Origin of the sequence: Methanolobus sp. ZRKC5, from assembly GCF_038446525.1 — an archaeon.
In the GTDB taxonomy this organism is placed as follows: Archaea; Halobacteriota; Methanosarcinia; order Methanosarcinales; family Methanosarcinaceae; genus Methanolobus.
The window spans coordinates 1736205-1751618 of the sequence record NZ_CP151792.1; the positions used below are offsets into that span (position 1 = coordinate 1736205).

15 protein-coding genes are annotated in these 15414 nt (G+C 40.8%); 8 read left to right on the forward strand and 7 right to left on the reverse strand.

Features of this window, described 5'->3' with window-relative positions; genetic code table 11:
- Positions 1-47 precede the first annotated feature (47 nt).
- Positions 48-1502 (forward strand): IS66 family transposase, encoded by a 1455-nt coding sequence (locus WN948_RS08525; RefSeq protein ID WP_342306440.1) that lies wholly within the window; start codon positions 48-50, stop codon positions 1500-1502.
- Between the two features lie 63 nt (positions 1503-1565).
- Here WN948_RS08525 and WN948_RS08530 read toward each other — a convergent pair whose 3' ends face one another.
- Entirely contained in the window at positions 1566-2342 is a 777-nt protein-coding gene (locus tag WN948_RS08530; RefSeq protein ID WP_342303791.1) for a tetratricopeptide repeat protein, read from the reverse strand.
- 122 nt (positions 2343-2464) lie between these two features.
- Here WN948_RS08530 and twy1 point away from each other — a divergent pair, with 122 nt between their 5' ends.
- The 6 genes from twy1 to WN948_RS08560 all read left to right on the forward strand — a co-directional run bounded on the left by twy1 (position 2465) and on the right by WN948_RS08560 (position 9035).
- Positions 2465-3403 (forward strand): 4-demethylwyosine synthase TYW1, encoded by a 939-nt coding sequence (gene twy1, locus WN948_RS08535; protein ID WP_342303792.1) that lies wholly within the window; start codon positions 2465-2467, stop codon positions 3401-3403.
- A gap of 162 nt (positions 3404-3565) precedes the next feature.
- A complete protein-coding gene (gene prf1, locus WN948_RS08540; protein WP_342303793.1) occupies positions 3566-4810 on the forward strand; it encodes a peptide chain release factor aRF-1 in 1245 nt (414 codons plus the stop codon).
- A gap of 27 nt (positions 4811-4837) precedes the next feature.
- Entirely contained in the window at positions 4838-6541 is a 1704-nt protein-coding gene (argS, locus tag WN948_RS08545; protein WP_342303794.1) for an arginine--tRNA ligase, read from the forward strand.
- A gap of 489 nt (positions 6542-7030) precedes the next feature.
- Positions 7031-7693: a dihydrofolate reductase family protein gene (locus WN948_RS08550; protein WP_342303795.1), complete on the forward strand. Its 663-nt coding sequence runs from the start codon at positions 7031-7033 to the stop codon at positions 7691-7693.
- A 179-nt stretch (positions 7694-7872) separates the two neighbouring features.
- Positions 7873-8319: an isoprenylcysteine carboxylmethyltransferase family protein gene (locus tag WN948_RS08555; protein WP_342303796.1), complete on the forward strand. Its 447-nt coding sequence runs from the start codon at positions 7873-7875 to the stop codon at positions 8317-8319.
- Between the two features lie 86 nt (positions 8320-8405).
- A complete protein-coding gene (locus WN948_RS08560) occupies positions 8406-9035 on the forward strand; it encodes a type 1 glutamine amidotransferase family protein (protein ID WP_342303797.1) in 630 nt (209 codons plus the stop codon).
- A 37-nt stretch (positions 9036-9072) separates the two neighbouring features.
- Here WN948_RS08560 and WN948_RS08565 read toward each other — a convergent pair whose 3' ends face one another.
- The 5 genes from WN948_RS08565 to WN948_RS08585 all read right to left on the reverse strand — a co-directional run bounded on the left by WN948_RS08565 (position 9073) and on the right by WN948_RS08585 (position 13285).
- Positions 9073-9864 (reverse strand): class I SAM-dependent methyltransferase family protein, encoded by a 792-nt coding sequence (locus WN948_RS08565; RefSeq protein ID WP_342303798.1) that lies wholly within the window; start codon positions 9862-9864, stop codon positions 9073-9075.
- 61 nt (positions 9865-9925) lie between these two features.
- A complete protein-coding gene (locus WN948_RS08570) occupies positions 9926-10540 on the reverse strand; it encodes an ABC transporter permease (protein WP_342303799.1) in 615 nt (204 codons plus the stop codon).
- Positions 10534-11175, reverse strand: a complete 642-nt coding sequence (locus WN948_RS08575; protein WP_342303800.1) for an ABC transporter permease — start codon at positions 11173-11175, stop codon at positions 10534-10536. Before WN948_RS08575 ends, WN948_RS08570 begins: the two co-directional genes overlap by 7 nt.
- A 10-nt stretch (positions 11176-11185) precedes the next feature.
- Entirely contained in the window at positions 11186-12313 is a 1128-nt protein-coding gene (locus WN948_RS08580; RefSeq protein ID WP_342303801.1) for a betaine/proline/choline family ABC transporter ATP-binding protein, read from the reverse strand.
- A gap of 60 nt (positions 12314-12373) precedes the next feature.
- Entirely contained in the window at positions 12374-13285 is a 912-nt protein-coding gene (locus WN948_RS08585; RefSeq protein ID WP_342303802.1) for a glycine betaine ABC transporter substrate-binding protein, read from the reverse strand.
- A gap of 183 nt (positions 13286-13468) precedes the next feature.
- Here WN948_RS08585 and WN948_RS08590 point away from each other — a divergent pair, with 183 nt between their 5' ends.
- Complete coding sequence (locus WN948_RS08590) at positions 13469-13768, forward strand: DUF427 domain-containing protein (RefSeq protein ID WP_342303803.1); 300 nt, start codon at positions 13469-13471, stop codon at positions 13766-13768.
- Here WN948_RS08590 and WN948_RS08595 read toward each other — a convergent pair.
- Positions 13765-15414, reverse strand: coding sequence for an acetolactate synthase large subunit (locus WN948_RS08595; protein ID WP_342303804.1), 1650 nt, complete (start codon positions 15412-15414; stop codon positions 13765-13767). The genes WN948_RS08590 and WN948_RS08595 overlap by 4 nt on opposite strands.

Consider the following 15414-nt stretch of genomic DNA (forward strand, 5'->3'; position numbering starts at 1 on the left):
AAAATATTCAGTAAAATATCATAAAAAACGTCTATCAATCTGAGGGGATTTGTATAGACCGCGAAGAAATACTTGCAGTTTATGAAGCTGGTCCAGAAGCAGTAGTAGAACTTGTAACTCGATTACTTGGGATAATTGAACATCAATCTCTCCAAATTGCACAACTTGAAGAGCGTGTCAGGCATTTGGAAGAAATGCTTGAAAAGAATAGTCGCAACAGTAGCAAACCACCTTCTACTGATTCTTATGCACGGAATAAACCAACCGTTAAAAGTCAAAGAAAAAAGACCAATAAGCATGTAGGTGGTCAAAACGGTCATCCTGGTACTACATTAAGAATAAATGATGATCCGGATGAAGTTATTGTTCATCCTGTTAATCAATGCGTCAATTGTGGGAGATCGTTAGCTTCTGTTCCCTCTAACTATGAAAGAAGACAGGTCTTTGACATTCCTCCTATAACTATCAATTGCATTGAACATCGTTGCGAGATTAAAACATGTCCCAAATGTTCTCATGTAAACAAAGCTCTTTTTCCAGATGGTGTAACTCAGCCGACTCAATACGGTCATCGAGTTAAGTCATTTGCAGTTTATTTGCACACTTACCAATTACTTCCTTATCAGCGTGTTACCAAGTTGTTCTCTGATATTTTGGGATGCAAGATAAGTCCTGCTACTTTGGTGAACACGGAACGTAGTTGTTTTGAGAAGCTTGGAGCTTTTGAAAATACAGTGAAACATCTCCTGAAAGAATCTCCTGTCATCAATCTGGATGAAACAGGAATGAGAATAAATGCAGTTCGTAATTGGCTTCATGTGGCAGGTACAGACAAACTGACCTATTATTTTGCACATCGCAAAAGGGGCTCAGAAGCAATGGATGCTATGGGCATATTACCAGGTTACACTGGTGTTGCAACACATGATTTTTGGAAACCGTACAACAAATATGAATGTCAACATTCATTATGTAATGCACATTTATTACGAGAGTTAACTGGAGCTTCCGAAAACAGTGATCAACAGTGGCCAAAGATAATGAGTGATCTCTTGATATGCATTAAACATCATGTTGATAATGATCTTTTAGATACTGAGCTAATTCAAAGGTTCAGTGAGGATTATGATCACATAACTTGTTTAGGAGTGAATGAAAATCCTCCTGATCCGGAATCAAATGTGCGGTCTAAAAAACGAGGACGTAAGAAGCAGACCACGGTAAAGAATTTGCTGGATAGGTTTATTGGCCATAAAGAGGATATCTTGCGATTTATGTACGACCAAAACGTTCCGTTTGATAACAATCAGGCTGAAAGAGATATCAGAATGACGAAAGTACAGCAGAAGATATCAGGTACTTTCCGCAGTAAACAGGGTGCAAAAAATTTCTGCCGTATAAGAGGATACGTGTCTACTGTTAATAAGAATTCTGAATCTGTTATCGATGCAATTAGTGCAATATTTTATGGCAATTCATTTGTTCCAAAGTTGCAGAATTAATCGTGGATGAAGAAATCAGCTTGGTGGAAGTGAGCTAGGCTGAATAGTTACCATTTTTTATTACTATTTTTTATTTTGATCCGATTCTATTTTTGATTTTTTGGAACAAAGTTTCCTGAGTTCTATTGCATTCTCAAACTCCGGTTCTATTTCTAGCAGATTTCCAAGTGCTTTTTTGGCTTCATCATATCTTTTAAGTTCGAAAAGGGCGACACCCTTACAATACCATGCCTGTGCAGAATCTGGCAGAATCTGTGAGGAGGAACTCCTTGATATCCAGGCAAAACGGGGGAACTGAAAAGCCTGAGGATTTGACAATTCTATGGATCTGTCATATGCTTCCAATGCCTCATCGTACCTGCCAAGTTTGCATAAAGTGTTACCTTTGTAGCACCAGGCACCTGGGTCTTCAACGCTTAGGTCCAAGGCATTCTCAAGGCACTTAAGAGCATCTTCATATTTCTTATTTTCAAAGAGTATCAGTGCTTTACTGCAAAAAACTTTAGGGTTACTTGCCTGTTTCTCAAGGGTCCTGTCTATAAGTTCTAATGCCTCTTCATTTTTGCCCATTTTATAAAGTACAAAACTTCTGTCAAACCATGTCTCAACTGCCTTTACATATGCCCTTGAGGCTTCTTTATCCATCCCCTGCACAGAAAATATATCTCCCAGGGAATTCCACAGTTCTTCAGCTTTGATGTAAGAGTCAATGGCTTCTTCACAGTATCCTAACTTTAGATGGACATGTCCTTTGCTATAAGCTTCGACAGCGTTTTTTTCAGTGTTCCTTATTTTTTTCTTATCCAGAGAATCGTCATAGAGTTTTCGCAGCAGGCTCATATCTAAAAGTAGTCTCGTATGCATATATATTTTTGTTAAATAGCACTCTGATCATTTTTCTGTTAATCACATTCAAGACCTTTCCATTCATTATATATATCTGAAAATTAACTACAAATCAAATGACCAGAAGAAAACAAAAAACTGAGGATATAACGGATTTTAAAAGTCTGTTAAAGAAACAGGGATACAGTCTTGCAGGCAAGCATTCCGCTGTTAAGACATGTCTTTGGCTTAGAAGGTCCATCAAGGACGAAGGCGAATGTTACAAGTCCGTTTTCTATGGTATCCATTCACATCGCTGTCTTCAGATGACGCCAACGCTCATGTGTAATCAGAAGTGTCTGCACTGCTGGAGGCCCACAGAAGTGGACGTACCCATGCCTGTTGGATGGGACTCTCCAGTGGAAATAGTGGGGTCTTCAATAGAATCCCAGAGAAAACTTATATCAGGGTTTGGACACTCAGCTCCGCCTGAACGCTGGATTGAAGGGAAGGATCCCAAGCATGTGGCCATATCTCTTTCAGGGGAACCTACACTTTTTCCACATCTTCCCGAACTGGTAGATGAGTTCAAAGAACAGGGGTTGACTACTTTTGTTGTAAGTAACGGTACAGTTCCTGAAATGATGGCAAAAATAAACCCTTCCCAGTTATACATGAGCCTTGATGCTCCTGATAGGGAAACATATGAAAAGGTCTGTCTCCCAAAATCACCTTCACTATGGGATAATATTCTCAAATCCCTTGAAGTGCTCAAAACAAAGGAAACAAGAACTGTCATACGTATAACACTCATCAAAGGTGTCAATATGTTCGATTCAGAAGGTTATGCGGAGCTAATTAAACTGGCAGAACCTGATTATATAGAGGTTAAAGCGTACATGCATCTTGGTTTTTCAAGAAAGAGGCTCCCCCGTGAAGCAATGCCTTCCCATGGTGAAGTAATGGATTTCTCAGTAAAGCTGGCCGGACACCTTGATTATAAGGTTGCAGAAGACGTAGAAGTTAGCAGGGTCGTCCTGCTCTCTAAAGATGGTTCTGTTTCTCATCTTATGTAGTATAATATATTACATAAGTTCTATGATTTTTTAGTAGAAGAGTTACAATGCCTACCTGTTACAACTTCTGTCACAATCTATATTTATAGCAACGTATACATAGGCAACAAAACTAATCGAAGATATAGATAATCTCTTCATTTCAACCGGAGTATTCACACAATGTCAGAACAATCCGCTCATTCGAAATATGAATTCAAAAAGAAATTAGAGAGTCTACGGGTCAAAAAAGGACGTGGAACCGAACTAGTTTCTTTGTACATTCCCCCCTCAAAACACATATCTGATGTTACATCCCAGCTCAAAGGAGAACACGGCCAGGCTGCTAACATCAAATCCAAGGTGACGCGTGATAACGTACAGGGTGCGCTTGAATCCCTCCTTTCAAGATTAAGGTATGTGGAAGTTCCTGAGAATGGTATCGTTTTTTTCACAGGAGCTGTGGATATAGGTGCTAACAAAACTAGCATGGAAACAACCATAGTCGAACCACCCCAGCCTATTATCACATACAGGTATCACTGTGATTCCTCATTTTTCCTTGAGCCACTTGAGGAGATGTTAAGAGATGTAAAGACGTACGGTCTGCTGGTCCTTGACAGAAGAGAAGCAACAGTAGGTCTTCTTGTGGGAAAACACATAGAACATTTCAGAACCCTGACATCAACTGTTCCCGGGAAACAGAGGAAAGGAGGTCAGAGTGCTCACAGATTCCAGCAATTGAGGCTTATTGCTATTCATGAGTTCTACAAACGAATAGGTGATGCTGCAAGCGATGTTTTCATGACGGTGGATCACAAAGATTTCCAGGGTGTTCTCATTGGTGGTCCTTCTCCTACAAAAGAAGAATTCGAATCAGGAGAATTTCTGCACCACGAGCTATTGAAAAAACAGCTTGGGCTTTTCGATGTTGCATATACTGATGAATCCGGACTTTCAGAACTTGTCAATGCTGCCAGTGAAAGGCTTGCAGACATCGATCTAATGGTTGAGAAAAAGCTCATGCAGCGTTTCTTTGCAGAACTGGTATCTGATTCCGGAAAGGCCGGTTATGGTGAGATTCAGGTTCGTAATAATCTGGATATTGGCGCAGTGGAAATTCTGATGATATCCGAAGATCTGAGGGCAGAAAGACTTACTTTGAGATGTCCCAATGGAGATTACGAGGATAAGGTCACCCGTAATTTCAAACCAGGAGAGCAGGATGCTTCTGGTGGAGCTTGTCCTGTATGTGGAACTAACGTTGAGCTAGTTGAAAGGGTTGACATTGTTGATGAGCTTTCAGAGCTCGCAGACCAGATGGCTACACAGGTCGAGTTCATATCAACTGACTTTGAAGAAGGTTCCCAGCTTCTGAATGCATTTGGCGGTATAGTAGCAATATTGCGATTCAATACCGGTGTTTGATTTATTAATTATAATGTAGGTGTTATTTTGTTCCTTGAATTTAAAAAACAGGTTACTGAAGCTCTTGAGAATGCCCTTGAATCCCTTGGTTTTGAAACAGATGATCTGGGACTTGAGTCTTCACAGCATGCGGATATTGCTTCAAAGGTCGCTTTCAAGCTGGCTGCACAGGCAAAGAGCAATCCAAAAGAGCTTGCTGATAAAATAGTCGCAGCTATTGAATTGCCCGATGGATCCATGATAGGCGATATCAAGACAGTTGGTCCTTACATAAATATAACTGCAGGACGCAATTATGTTGACAATACGGTACTTGCTATACTTGATGAAAAAGAAGCCTTTGGTGGCAATTTCTGTCAGGGTAAAATACTGCTGGAACACACTTCAGCGAACCCAAATGGCCCTCTTCATGTTGGACACATACGCAATTCCATAATTGGTGATACACTTGTGCGTATACTCAAAAAGGCAGGTTATGAAGTTGAAACCCAGTACTATGTTAATGACATGGGTCGTCAGATAGCCATTGTTTCATGGGCCCTCTCACTTTTTGAGTTTGATAGTTCCAGAAAATCAGATCATGCAATAGCAGACGTTTACATCAAGGCAAATGCTTTGCTCAATGAAAATCCGGAAAAGGTTGCTGAAATAGATAAACGCATGCAGCTTGTGGAAAGTGGCGACGAAGAGACGATTAAAAGCTTTGATGAAGCTGTAGAATTTGCTGTAACAGGCATCAAGCAAACGCTTTTGCGTATGAATGTCAGTCATGATAGTTTTCCACATGAATCGGGTTTTATTCGCTCAGGTGCTGTCTCCAGTATCGTTGAGGAAATAAAGGCAACCGGAAGAACCGAAGATGATAATGGTGCTCTGGTAGTCGACCTTTCAGACTATGGTTTTGAAAAGACTCTGGTCATACAGCGCAGTGACGGAACATCCCTTTACACGACACGTGACCTCGCCTACCATGAGTGGAAAGGAGAGCGTGCAGACAGGATGATCGATGTGCTTGGATCAGACCATAAACTCATATCCGGTCAACTCAAGGCAACTCTAAATGCCATCGGCAAACATGAACCGGAAATTGTAATATTCGAGTTTGTCTCACTTCCCGAAGGTTCCATGAGTACCCGTCGTGGTAAATTCATCTCTGCTGACGACCTGCTTGACCAGATAGAGCAGCAGGCTTATGCGGAAGTTGAGAAACGCAGGCCTGAAATGGCAGATGATTTCAAGAAAGAAGTTTCTGACATGGTGGGAATTGGTGCTGTCAGGTATGATATTGTGAAAGTCTCCCCTGAGAAGTCTACAGTGTTCAACTGGAAAGAGGCACTTGACTTTGAGAAACAAGGTGGTCCTTTTATACAGTATTCCCATGCCAGGGCATGCAACATACTGAAAAAAGCAGAGGAAGAAGGCAAGTGGAATCCAGACCAAATGATTGATCCTTCATTGCTGACCGAGGATACTGAAATTGACCTTATCAAGAAAATGGCATCATTTGACAGTATAATAGATCTCTGTGCAAGAGACCTGAAACCACATACAATAGCAACTTATGCCAGGGAACTTGCAGACTCCTTCAATCAGTTCTACAGGTTCGTACCTGTGGTAAGTGCTGAAGAGGATGACATAAGAGCAAGCAGGTTGGCTCTTGTTAACTGTGCAAGGATAGTTCTTGCAAGTGTTCTCGATACACTGGGTATCGGTGCACCGGAATCGATGTAATTGGGTTTACACTTCCTTTGAACCCAATTTTTCCAATTCCCTTTTTTTTACGTTTTCATTCTTTATGAGTTAACAATTAAGCATATGATTTTTTGAATCTCATGTTTATGGTTTACTTTTTTTGTATTTGGAAATAACAATTTATTAGAAATCATATTTTGGTTCCGTATAAAAAGAATTAGAATATACCGGAAAATCCAGTTCAATATTATCAGCATACATGGTTTAACATTAATAAGCATCCGAGAATATTATTAAATATGAATAATATGTTCCCGGAAATCATAATGCATAAGTAACTATTCAGCCTGGCACGATTTGCCTATTGGTACTGATTTCATCGAAATAGAGATGTCTGCTCACTAACAATCTAACAATCAAAAAATCAATCAATAGCAACAATCAAAATAAATGATCCTAATGAAATTTACGTTTCAACTTTTTGTCAAGATTGTTATTGATAGCGTTTTTATCAGGCTGAATAGTTACATGCATAATACAATAAGTCTTGATGGAGCAATAAATGAATTTGATATTGATCTGGAATTGCATTATCAGATATTGAGTTCATTCAAACCTGATGCAACACTAGTGGGATCGGTTACAGCTAAAACCGGAATTGAGAGTTTTATAGAGGAAGTACCACCGGAAGAGAGCACAGACTTCAGCAAACCCTCGATAAAATCAAATGATGGCGCCCCACTTTGCAATCCTTACTGGATAATAGTGGATACCTCTGGAATTCTTGAAGGCTTACTGCATGTCTTAAGAAGATCAGAGTACTGTAAGGACGTAATATTGTTAGTCTCTGAAAAAACATCACTTTCGTACCTCAACTATCTTAATGAAAGAAATTATGAATATGTTGTTACTGGAGAGGAATACGTAGATTATAAAAAAGCTCTGGAAATTTGCACTAAGAGATACGGCTTCGAAAAAATAGTCATGGATAGTGGAAGCACCCTTTGCGATATAATGCTGGATGAAGGCTTAATTGACAAAATCGATCTGATCATAACTCCTGTTATAGTAGGGCACAACAGTGAAAATATGTGTGGGGAGGTACTGAAGTCGGGACAAATGCTCAAGATGTTAGATCATGAAGTGCTTAAAGAAGATTTCTTACATGTGCAGTATAAAGTTATGAAATAATGGCTTTGTAGAAATCTTACTTTGCAGATGATTCTGACACAATAAATTAAAGAAGATAAGTCCTTTGGATATTGCTTACCATCCATCAAACCAAACGTATAAATCTCCCAAACACAAAGTCAATATGGGAATTGATTATATGGCAGCATGTGTTCAACTAGTAGGGGAGTAATAGGCAAATGAAACAGAGGATATTGCCACCCGGCTATTTCTTTTTGTTATTGCTCTTGGCCATAACATCACATTTTTTATTTTCGTCCTGGACTTTCATTCGTCCACCATACTCATATTCAGGTATCGTTCCTGTTATTTTTGGTATTGTATTGAACCTGTGGACTGACAGTGCCTTCAAAAACAATAGCACAACTGTAAAACCGTTTGAAAAGCCTTCTTCATTCATTGTATCTGGTCCTTTTCGAATCAGTCGACATCCCATGTATCTCGGAATGACTTCCATATTGCTTGGAGTATCATTGTTGTTGGGGTCGGTAATTAGTCTCATGTCGTTGGTAATCTTTGTATTCCTGATGGAAAAATTGTTCATTTCCGTGGAAGAAAGAAATATGGAAGAGATTTTCGGTGAACAATACCTTGTCTACAAAAGAAATGTAAGGCGCTGGATTTGATTATTTTAATCATTATCCTAAACATTACTCAATAACATAATATATTTCATCAAAGCCAATATACTTCACCAATCTGGAAAATAACCATGACCAAGATAGCTTATCTTTATGTCTTTAACACCATGGCCGACTGGGAGCCAAGCTTCCTGATAGCTGAAATGAATACGGGTCGCTACTTCCAAAAGGATGCTACAAAATACACTGTCAGGACAGTTGGTATCACAAAAGAACCTGTTGTCACCATGGGAGGAGTACGTATTACACCAGATATGAGCCTTGAAAGATGCACAACTGATGATGCAGGAGTATTGATTCTATCTGGTGGTAATACCTGGCTGGAAGATACCCATGCTCCTGTGCTGGATAGAGTAAAGGAGTTCCTGAATGCGGGTGTTCTTGTGGGTGCCATTTGTGGTGCAACAATGGGCCTTGCCAAGGCAGGGCTGCTGGACAACCGTCCTCACACCAGCAATGATTTGGGATATCTGAAAGCAGTCTGTCCCACTTACGCCGGAGATAAGTTCTATCGCCATGAATCTGTGGTTCATGATGATGATCTGATAACCGCATCAGGTGTTGCTCCTCTGGAGTTTGCGCGTGAAGTTCTCAGAGAGCTCGGCGTGTTCTCAGCCCAAACTCTCGAAGCATGGTATCAGTTGTATGTTACACACGAAGCACAGCATTTCTATTCACTTATGGGGTCGCTGGAGGATTGAGATATATTATGGCTATTTTTTGAAAAACTATCAAACCTTATTTTTTTAGGTCGAACACCCATCGACTGATTCCAGGTGCTACATTACCGCATCTTCGATGGAATTCAACCACAAATCCCATTTTTTCATATTTTCCTATCAATTCAGCAATCTGTTCTTTGGGTTTGAAAGTATAGAAATGTATATACCCACCTGCTTTCACAAGTGAGGAAATACTTTCAAGAAAAAGGTCCATGCCATATGGTGTTGGTATGATAGCCCTGTCAAATCGTTTTTTGATCATGTTGGGGAGGCGGGTTGCATCAGCATTGATTATGTGGATGTTTTCTTCGACCTTATTGAGTTTGCAGTTGCGTACGAAAGATTTGCATGCTTCGCCGTTCATTTCCACTGCAACTACCTTTGCAGCAGCAGCAGCAGGTATTGCAAAGGGACCAACGCCACAAAATGGTACAAGTACATCCTCACCAGGTTTTACCATTGATGTCACTCTTTTTCTTTCAAAAGAGAGCCTGCCATTGAAAAAAGACTTTTTCAGGTCTATCATGTAAGCAAAACCAAATTCCTTGTGAATGGTCTCTGTGCTGTGGCCGGCAATGATCTTAAAATCAGCAACTCTTCTTTTTCCTTCAAGTTTTGAGACCTTGTTCAGCACAGTCTTAATGTTCTGCATTCTTCCCATTATAGTCTGAGCTATCACATTATTGTATTTTTCCATACTTTCAGGAACAGATACAATGGCAATATCTCCTATAATGTCAAAGCGATTTGGTAGCTGTTCGAGTTCCTTTTCAGGTATAATCCCTTTCAGTTCATCCTTAAGGCTCATTTTTTCAGTCCGTTTTTGCTCTAACGCAACGAAGGATTAAAAGGATTGGTGTATGCCTTTTTTATTCTTTCATATATCCAGGAGTGACCTTTTTCTCAAGTATTGTGAAAGAAAGATCAATTAGTATCGCAAGCATAATCGCAGGTATAGCACCTGCCAGGAGGGTGCGGGTGTTGTAACCAATGAGACCCTGGAATATTATTTCTCCCAGCCCACCACTTCCGATAAAAGCTGTTAATACTGCAATACTGTTCGCAAGGATACCGGCAAATTTAATTCCTGCAAACATTGCCGGATATGCATTTGGAAGTCTTATGTGCATGTTAATTTGCCACTGACTCAGTCCGATACCTTCCGCATAATCTATTAGTGCAGGGTCGACATTGCTCAGACCGATGTAAGTATTTTTGATAATTGGAAGCAGTGCACGCAGCATTATAGCAACCACAGCAGGGGTGAAACCAATTCCAAGGAATGGAACCATAATTGCTACAACGGCAAAGCTGGGAACCGCTTGTACCAGATTTGCAAATTTCATCACGGCAAATTCCAGTTTCTTACTGTAAAGTGCTGCAAAGGCAAGTGGTATTGAAACGGCTATACTCACAAATAGTGTAGTATATACCAGGACAATGTGTTCCCAGGTCGCCTCAAGTACCGTTTCAAGGATTACCATGTTCCATACCTCTCATGGAGTTTTTTCTCAACAATGCCTGCAAAACCGTCAAGAAAAACTGCAAGTAATCCTGTCCACAATCCTGCAATGAGGATCACATCTTTCTGGTAGAGCTGGATCCCGTTCTGCAGTACTGTTCCAAGTCCTCCTGCAGCAACCAGTCCTCCAAGAGTCACAACACCCATGCAGAATACAAGTGCTATTCTGATACCACCTGCTATTAGTGGCAGTGACATAGGGATTCTCACTTTAAACAATGCTTCGCGTGGAGAAAGACCTATAGCATGAGCAACGTAGGTGTATTGCTCATCCACACCTTTTAGCCCCGTGTAAGTGTTCCTTGCAATTGGAAGTATCGAATAGAGCACGCATGCTGCGATGGTTGGACCGGCACCAAGTTTGAGTATTGGAAGAAGCAGTACAATGAGTGCAAGATCCGGTATTGTCTCCACAATGTTAAGGAAATTAAGTACGGTATTTGCAGTCTTAGGTCTCATATATATGAAAACACCAACGGTAACGCCTATTACTATGGACAGCAGTAGAGCTATACTGAACATCTGCAAATGCTCAATGGTACGCATTGTCATAAGGTGCTTATCCCAGACATTCGCTATGATCTGTAATGTTGACATAAGGTTTCCTTCAGATAAGTTTTAGCAATACCTCGTCAGATACAAGGATACCAATAGGATGTTTTGAATCCATGACGATCGCAAGGTGTTCTCCACTTTTCTTAATTTCGGAAAGTGCAAGTGCAACAGAATCCAGCGGCTGGAAAGTTTTCATGGGTTTTGCTATATCAGCCAGTTTCTGAGATTGAGTCCTGCATTTCATAAGGTCCATCATTGTGACCTGTCCCAGGAGTTCATCCCCATCAAATATGAACGCATTTTCGATATCTTTATTTGTCATCTCCTCAACGGCATCACATGCTTCCATTTTTCCTTCAAAGGCATATTTATCTTCAAATGGAGACATCAGATCTTTAACGTTAAGAGTATCCATATGTTTGAATTTACGCTGGGTATCAACAATATCTGCAACAAGATCGTTTACAGGATTAAAAATGAGTTCTTCAGGGGGACCTACCTGCACAAGTTTTGCCTGGTCCATTATAGCTATCCTGTCACCGAGTATTAGTGCTTCTTCAATGTCATGGGTCACAAATACAATTGTCCGGTTGATTTCGTTTTTGACCTTAAGAAACTCTTTTTGGAGTTGTTTGCGCAATATCGGATCCAGTGCACCAAAAGGTTCGTCCATCAGGAACAGAGGTGGGTCCATCACCATGGCCCTTGCAAGTCCGATTCTTTGTTGCTGTCCTCCACTCAATTGTCTTGGATACCTGTTCATAAACATTTCAGGTGGAAGAGATACGAAATCCAGCAGTTCTCGTACTCGTTCTTCTATTCTGTTCTTATCCCAGCCTTCAAGTTTTGGGACAAGGCCTATATTTTCCCCAATAGTCATGTGAGGGAAAAGGCCTATATTCTGGATAACATATCCCATATTACGGCGCAGACGAACCGGATCTGTTTCCCGCGTGTCAAGACCATTGATGGTGACACTTCCAAAATCCTGTTCTATCATCCTGTTCATCATTCTCAGCGTGGTAGTTTTTCCTGAACCGCTGGGTCCGATAAGAATCAACAGTTCTCCACCATGTATTTCCAGGTCAAGATCTTTTACTGCAAATCCTGATCCGTATTTTTTTGTGATTCCCTTGAACTGGATCGAATCGATTCGGTCAAATAGCCTTTCAGTTTGCATATCTGCTCCCTGGGAATTATGCTGTATTTCAAAAAATAGTAAGGGAGAATTAGATTTCCCTTATTCTCCTATCAGTCCTTCATCGACAAGGAACTGATATGCGATATCTCGTGGTTCCTTCTGTTCAATATCGAACTGGTAGTTCAATTGTCTCATTGCATCGGTGTCAATTGCACCGTCGAGTTTCTGCATTGCAGCAACAGCTTCAGGATTTTCCTCTGCGAACTGCTCCGTTACTATAAGGATAGCATCGTAAGGTGGCAGTGCATTTTTATCATCCTGAAGGACCCTGAGTTCGAAAACTTCGTTCCTTGTATCAGTTGTGTAAGCAGAAATGACTTCTACCTCATCACTCTTGATAGCTTCATACATTACGGTAGCAACTGCCTGCTTGTAATCCATGAAATCAATGCCGTATACATCATTTATGCGTGGAAGACCATCCTCACGGGTCGCAAATTCAGGGTCAGTTCCAATTGTCAGTTCTGCAGCATATGGTTCAAGGTCACTTATCTTCGTGACATTATTTTCTGCAGCCCAGTCCTCTTTTACTGCAATGGCATACGCATCCTCGAATCCAAGGTTGCTGATTACAATCACTCCGTCCTGTTCCATCAGACCAGTTTCTGTTGCGTCGTAAACTACCTGCCTGTCCCAGTCATCAAGCTGGCTCAGGTTGAGTATTTGACTGTAAGCAGTACCTGTATATTCAGCATATACATGTATCTGACCGGCTTTCAATGCTTCATAATTGACAAATGTGCCGCCAAGTCCCTGTTTGACATCGGTATCATACCCAGCATCTTCAAGAACAAGAGCTGTCATATGTGCCAGAATATAGGACTCCTGGAATAGTTTAGATCCTATTACAACAGTTTCTTTCATTTCTTCAGTATCAGCAGGCTCCTCAGTGCATCCACTGGCAAACAAAGCCATAATTACAACTAACAATATTAAAATAGTCTTTCTCATAATTCAACACCCCGAAATCGCTTTTTGTTCTAACTGTATTTCGACAACGACTTCCCTTTAATACAGATTAAGTCCACTTTTTATAAATGTATGTATTTTGAAGGAAGTTGGCTAAGAGTCTGAACACTAATTTTTTAAACTATATGAAATGAATTACATATTGGTATTTTAGGAGTGGTCATTATGGCAAAAGCTACATGGAACAAAACTATTCTTGCGCAGAGCAGTGAAACGATAATGATTGAAGGTAACCATTATTTTCCACCGGATTCGGTGAATATGGAATACTTCAAAAAAAGTGACTATCATACAACATGCCCCTGGAAAGGAGTTTCAAATTATTATGACGTTGTCGTTGATGGAAAGGTCAACACAGATGCTGCATGGTACTATCCTGAGCCAAAAGAGGGTTCATCCGAAAAGGTAGGCAAGGACTTCAGCAACTACGTTGCATTCTGGAAAGATGTAGAAGTGAGGGATTAACCCTCATTTCCGACTTCACAGAAACTGCTTTTCAATTTTTCAGTCAGCTTGATGTTTTCCGAGTAATCCACCGGTACATCGAGCAGCCAGACACCACCGGTGTTAAGTGCTTCAATTAGCTTTGGCTTTAAGTCTTCTGCTCTTTCGATCTTCACACCTTTTGCACCGAAGCTATGAGCCAGCATAACAAAGTCGGGATTTGTAAAGTCAATACCCATGGTCTGGTCGAAAGTCTTCTTCTCATGCCATTCGATAAGTCCGTATTTTGAGTCATTGAAAATGACAACAACGAAATTACACCCAAGTCTGACAGCTGTTTCAAGATCCTGGAGGTTCATTAGGAAACCACCATCTCCTGCAATGGCAACAACTTTCTTATCAGGTTTTATCATACTTGCTGCAATGGCACCGGGAAGTGCAAATCCCATTGTTGCAAGTCCATTGGATATAAAGACAGTATTTGGTTCGTATGCAGGAAAAAGCCGTCCAACCCATAATTTATGAGCACCTACATCACTTATGAGCAGGTCACTCCTTTCAAGAGATTCTCTCACATCATAGATTATCTTCTGTGGTTTCATGGGGAACGACAGATTCTCTCTGTAATCCTCAATTTCTGCTTTCATCCTTGAGCGAACGTTAGAAAATCTATCAGGCATCTCTCTTTTGAAATCGCATTGCTGTCTCATATTGAAAAGTGCCTGCCTTATATTGCCGATAAGCATAATGTCCGGAATGTAGCTTTCATCTATCTCCGGGTGGTCGATATGAATGTGGATTATTTTCTTTGAGTTATCAGGGTTCCAGAATTTAGGACTGTATTCCACATAGTCGTATCCTATACAGATAACAAGGTCAGCCATTTCAAACCCACACATAATGTGATCATGGTCTTTAATACCCATTGAACCAAGATAGTGCTCATCATCAGCAGGCAATGCACCCTTGCCCATGAACGTGGTTACGACCGGCAGGCCAGTGAATTCAACAAGTTTTCTCAATTCAGTGGAAGCGTCTCCCCTAAAGATACCGTTTCCTGCAAGAATAACAGGCATTGAGCTCTCTTTAATCATGCCAGCAGCTTTCTTGAGTTCTCTTTCATCATGAATACTGATGTGTGTATATGCCTTTTTTGAAATTGGTTCTTTTGTTGTTTCTTCCTTAGCCACATCTTCAGGAAGCTCTATGTGTGTAGCTCCCGGACGGTCTGAAGCAATATCAAAGGCCTTGCGAATTATCTCAGGGATAAAACTAGGTCTTGTAACCTTTGAATTCCATGTCGTGAACTGTTTGAAAGCAGTCACAATGTCGATATATTGATGTGATTCCTTATGGGTTTTCTCAAGTGCTGACTGGCCTGTGATAGCCACAAGGGGTGCCCTGTCAAGTTGTGCATCGGCAACGCCTGTGATCAGGTTTGTGGCACCTGGTCCCAGTGTTGCAAGGCATACACCTGGTCGGTGTGTAAGTCTTCCATAGACATCTGCCATAAAAGCGGCACTCTGCTCGTGTCTTGTAGGGATGAATTTGATCTTGGATTTCCTGAGGGATTCTGTGAGGTCAATTGTCTCTTCACCTGGCACACCGAATATATATTCAACACCCTCATTTTCAAGACATTTCACAAAGAGGTCGCTACCTTTCAT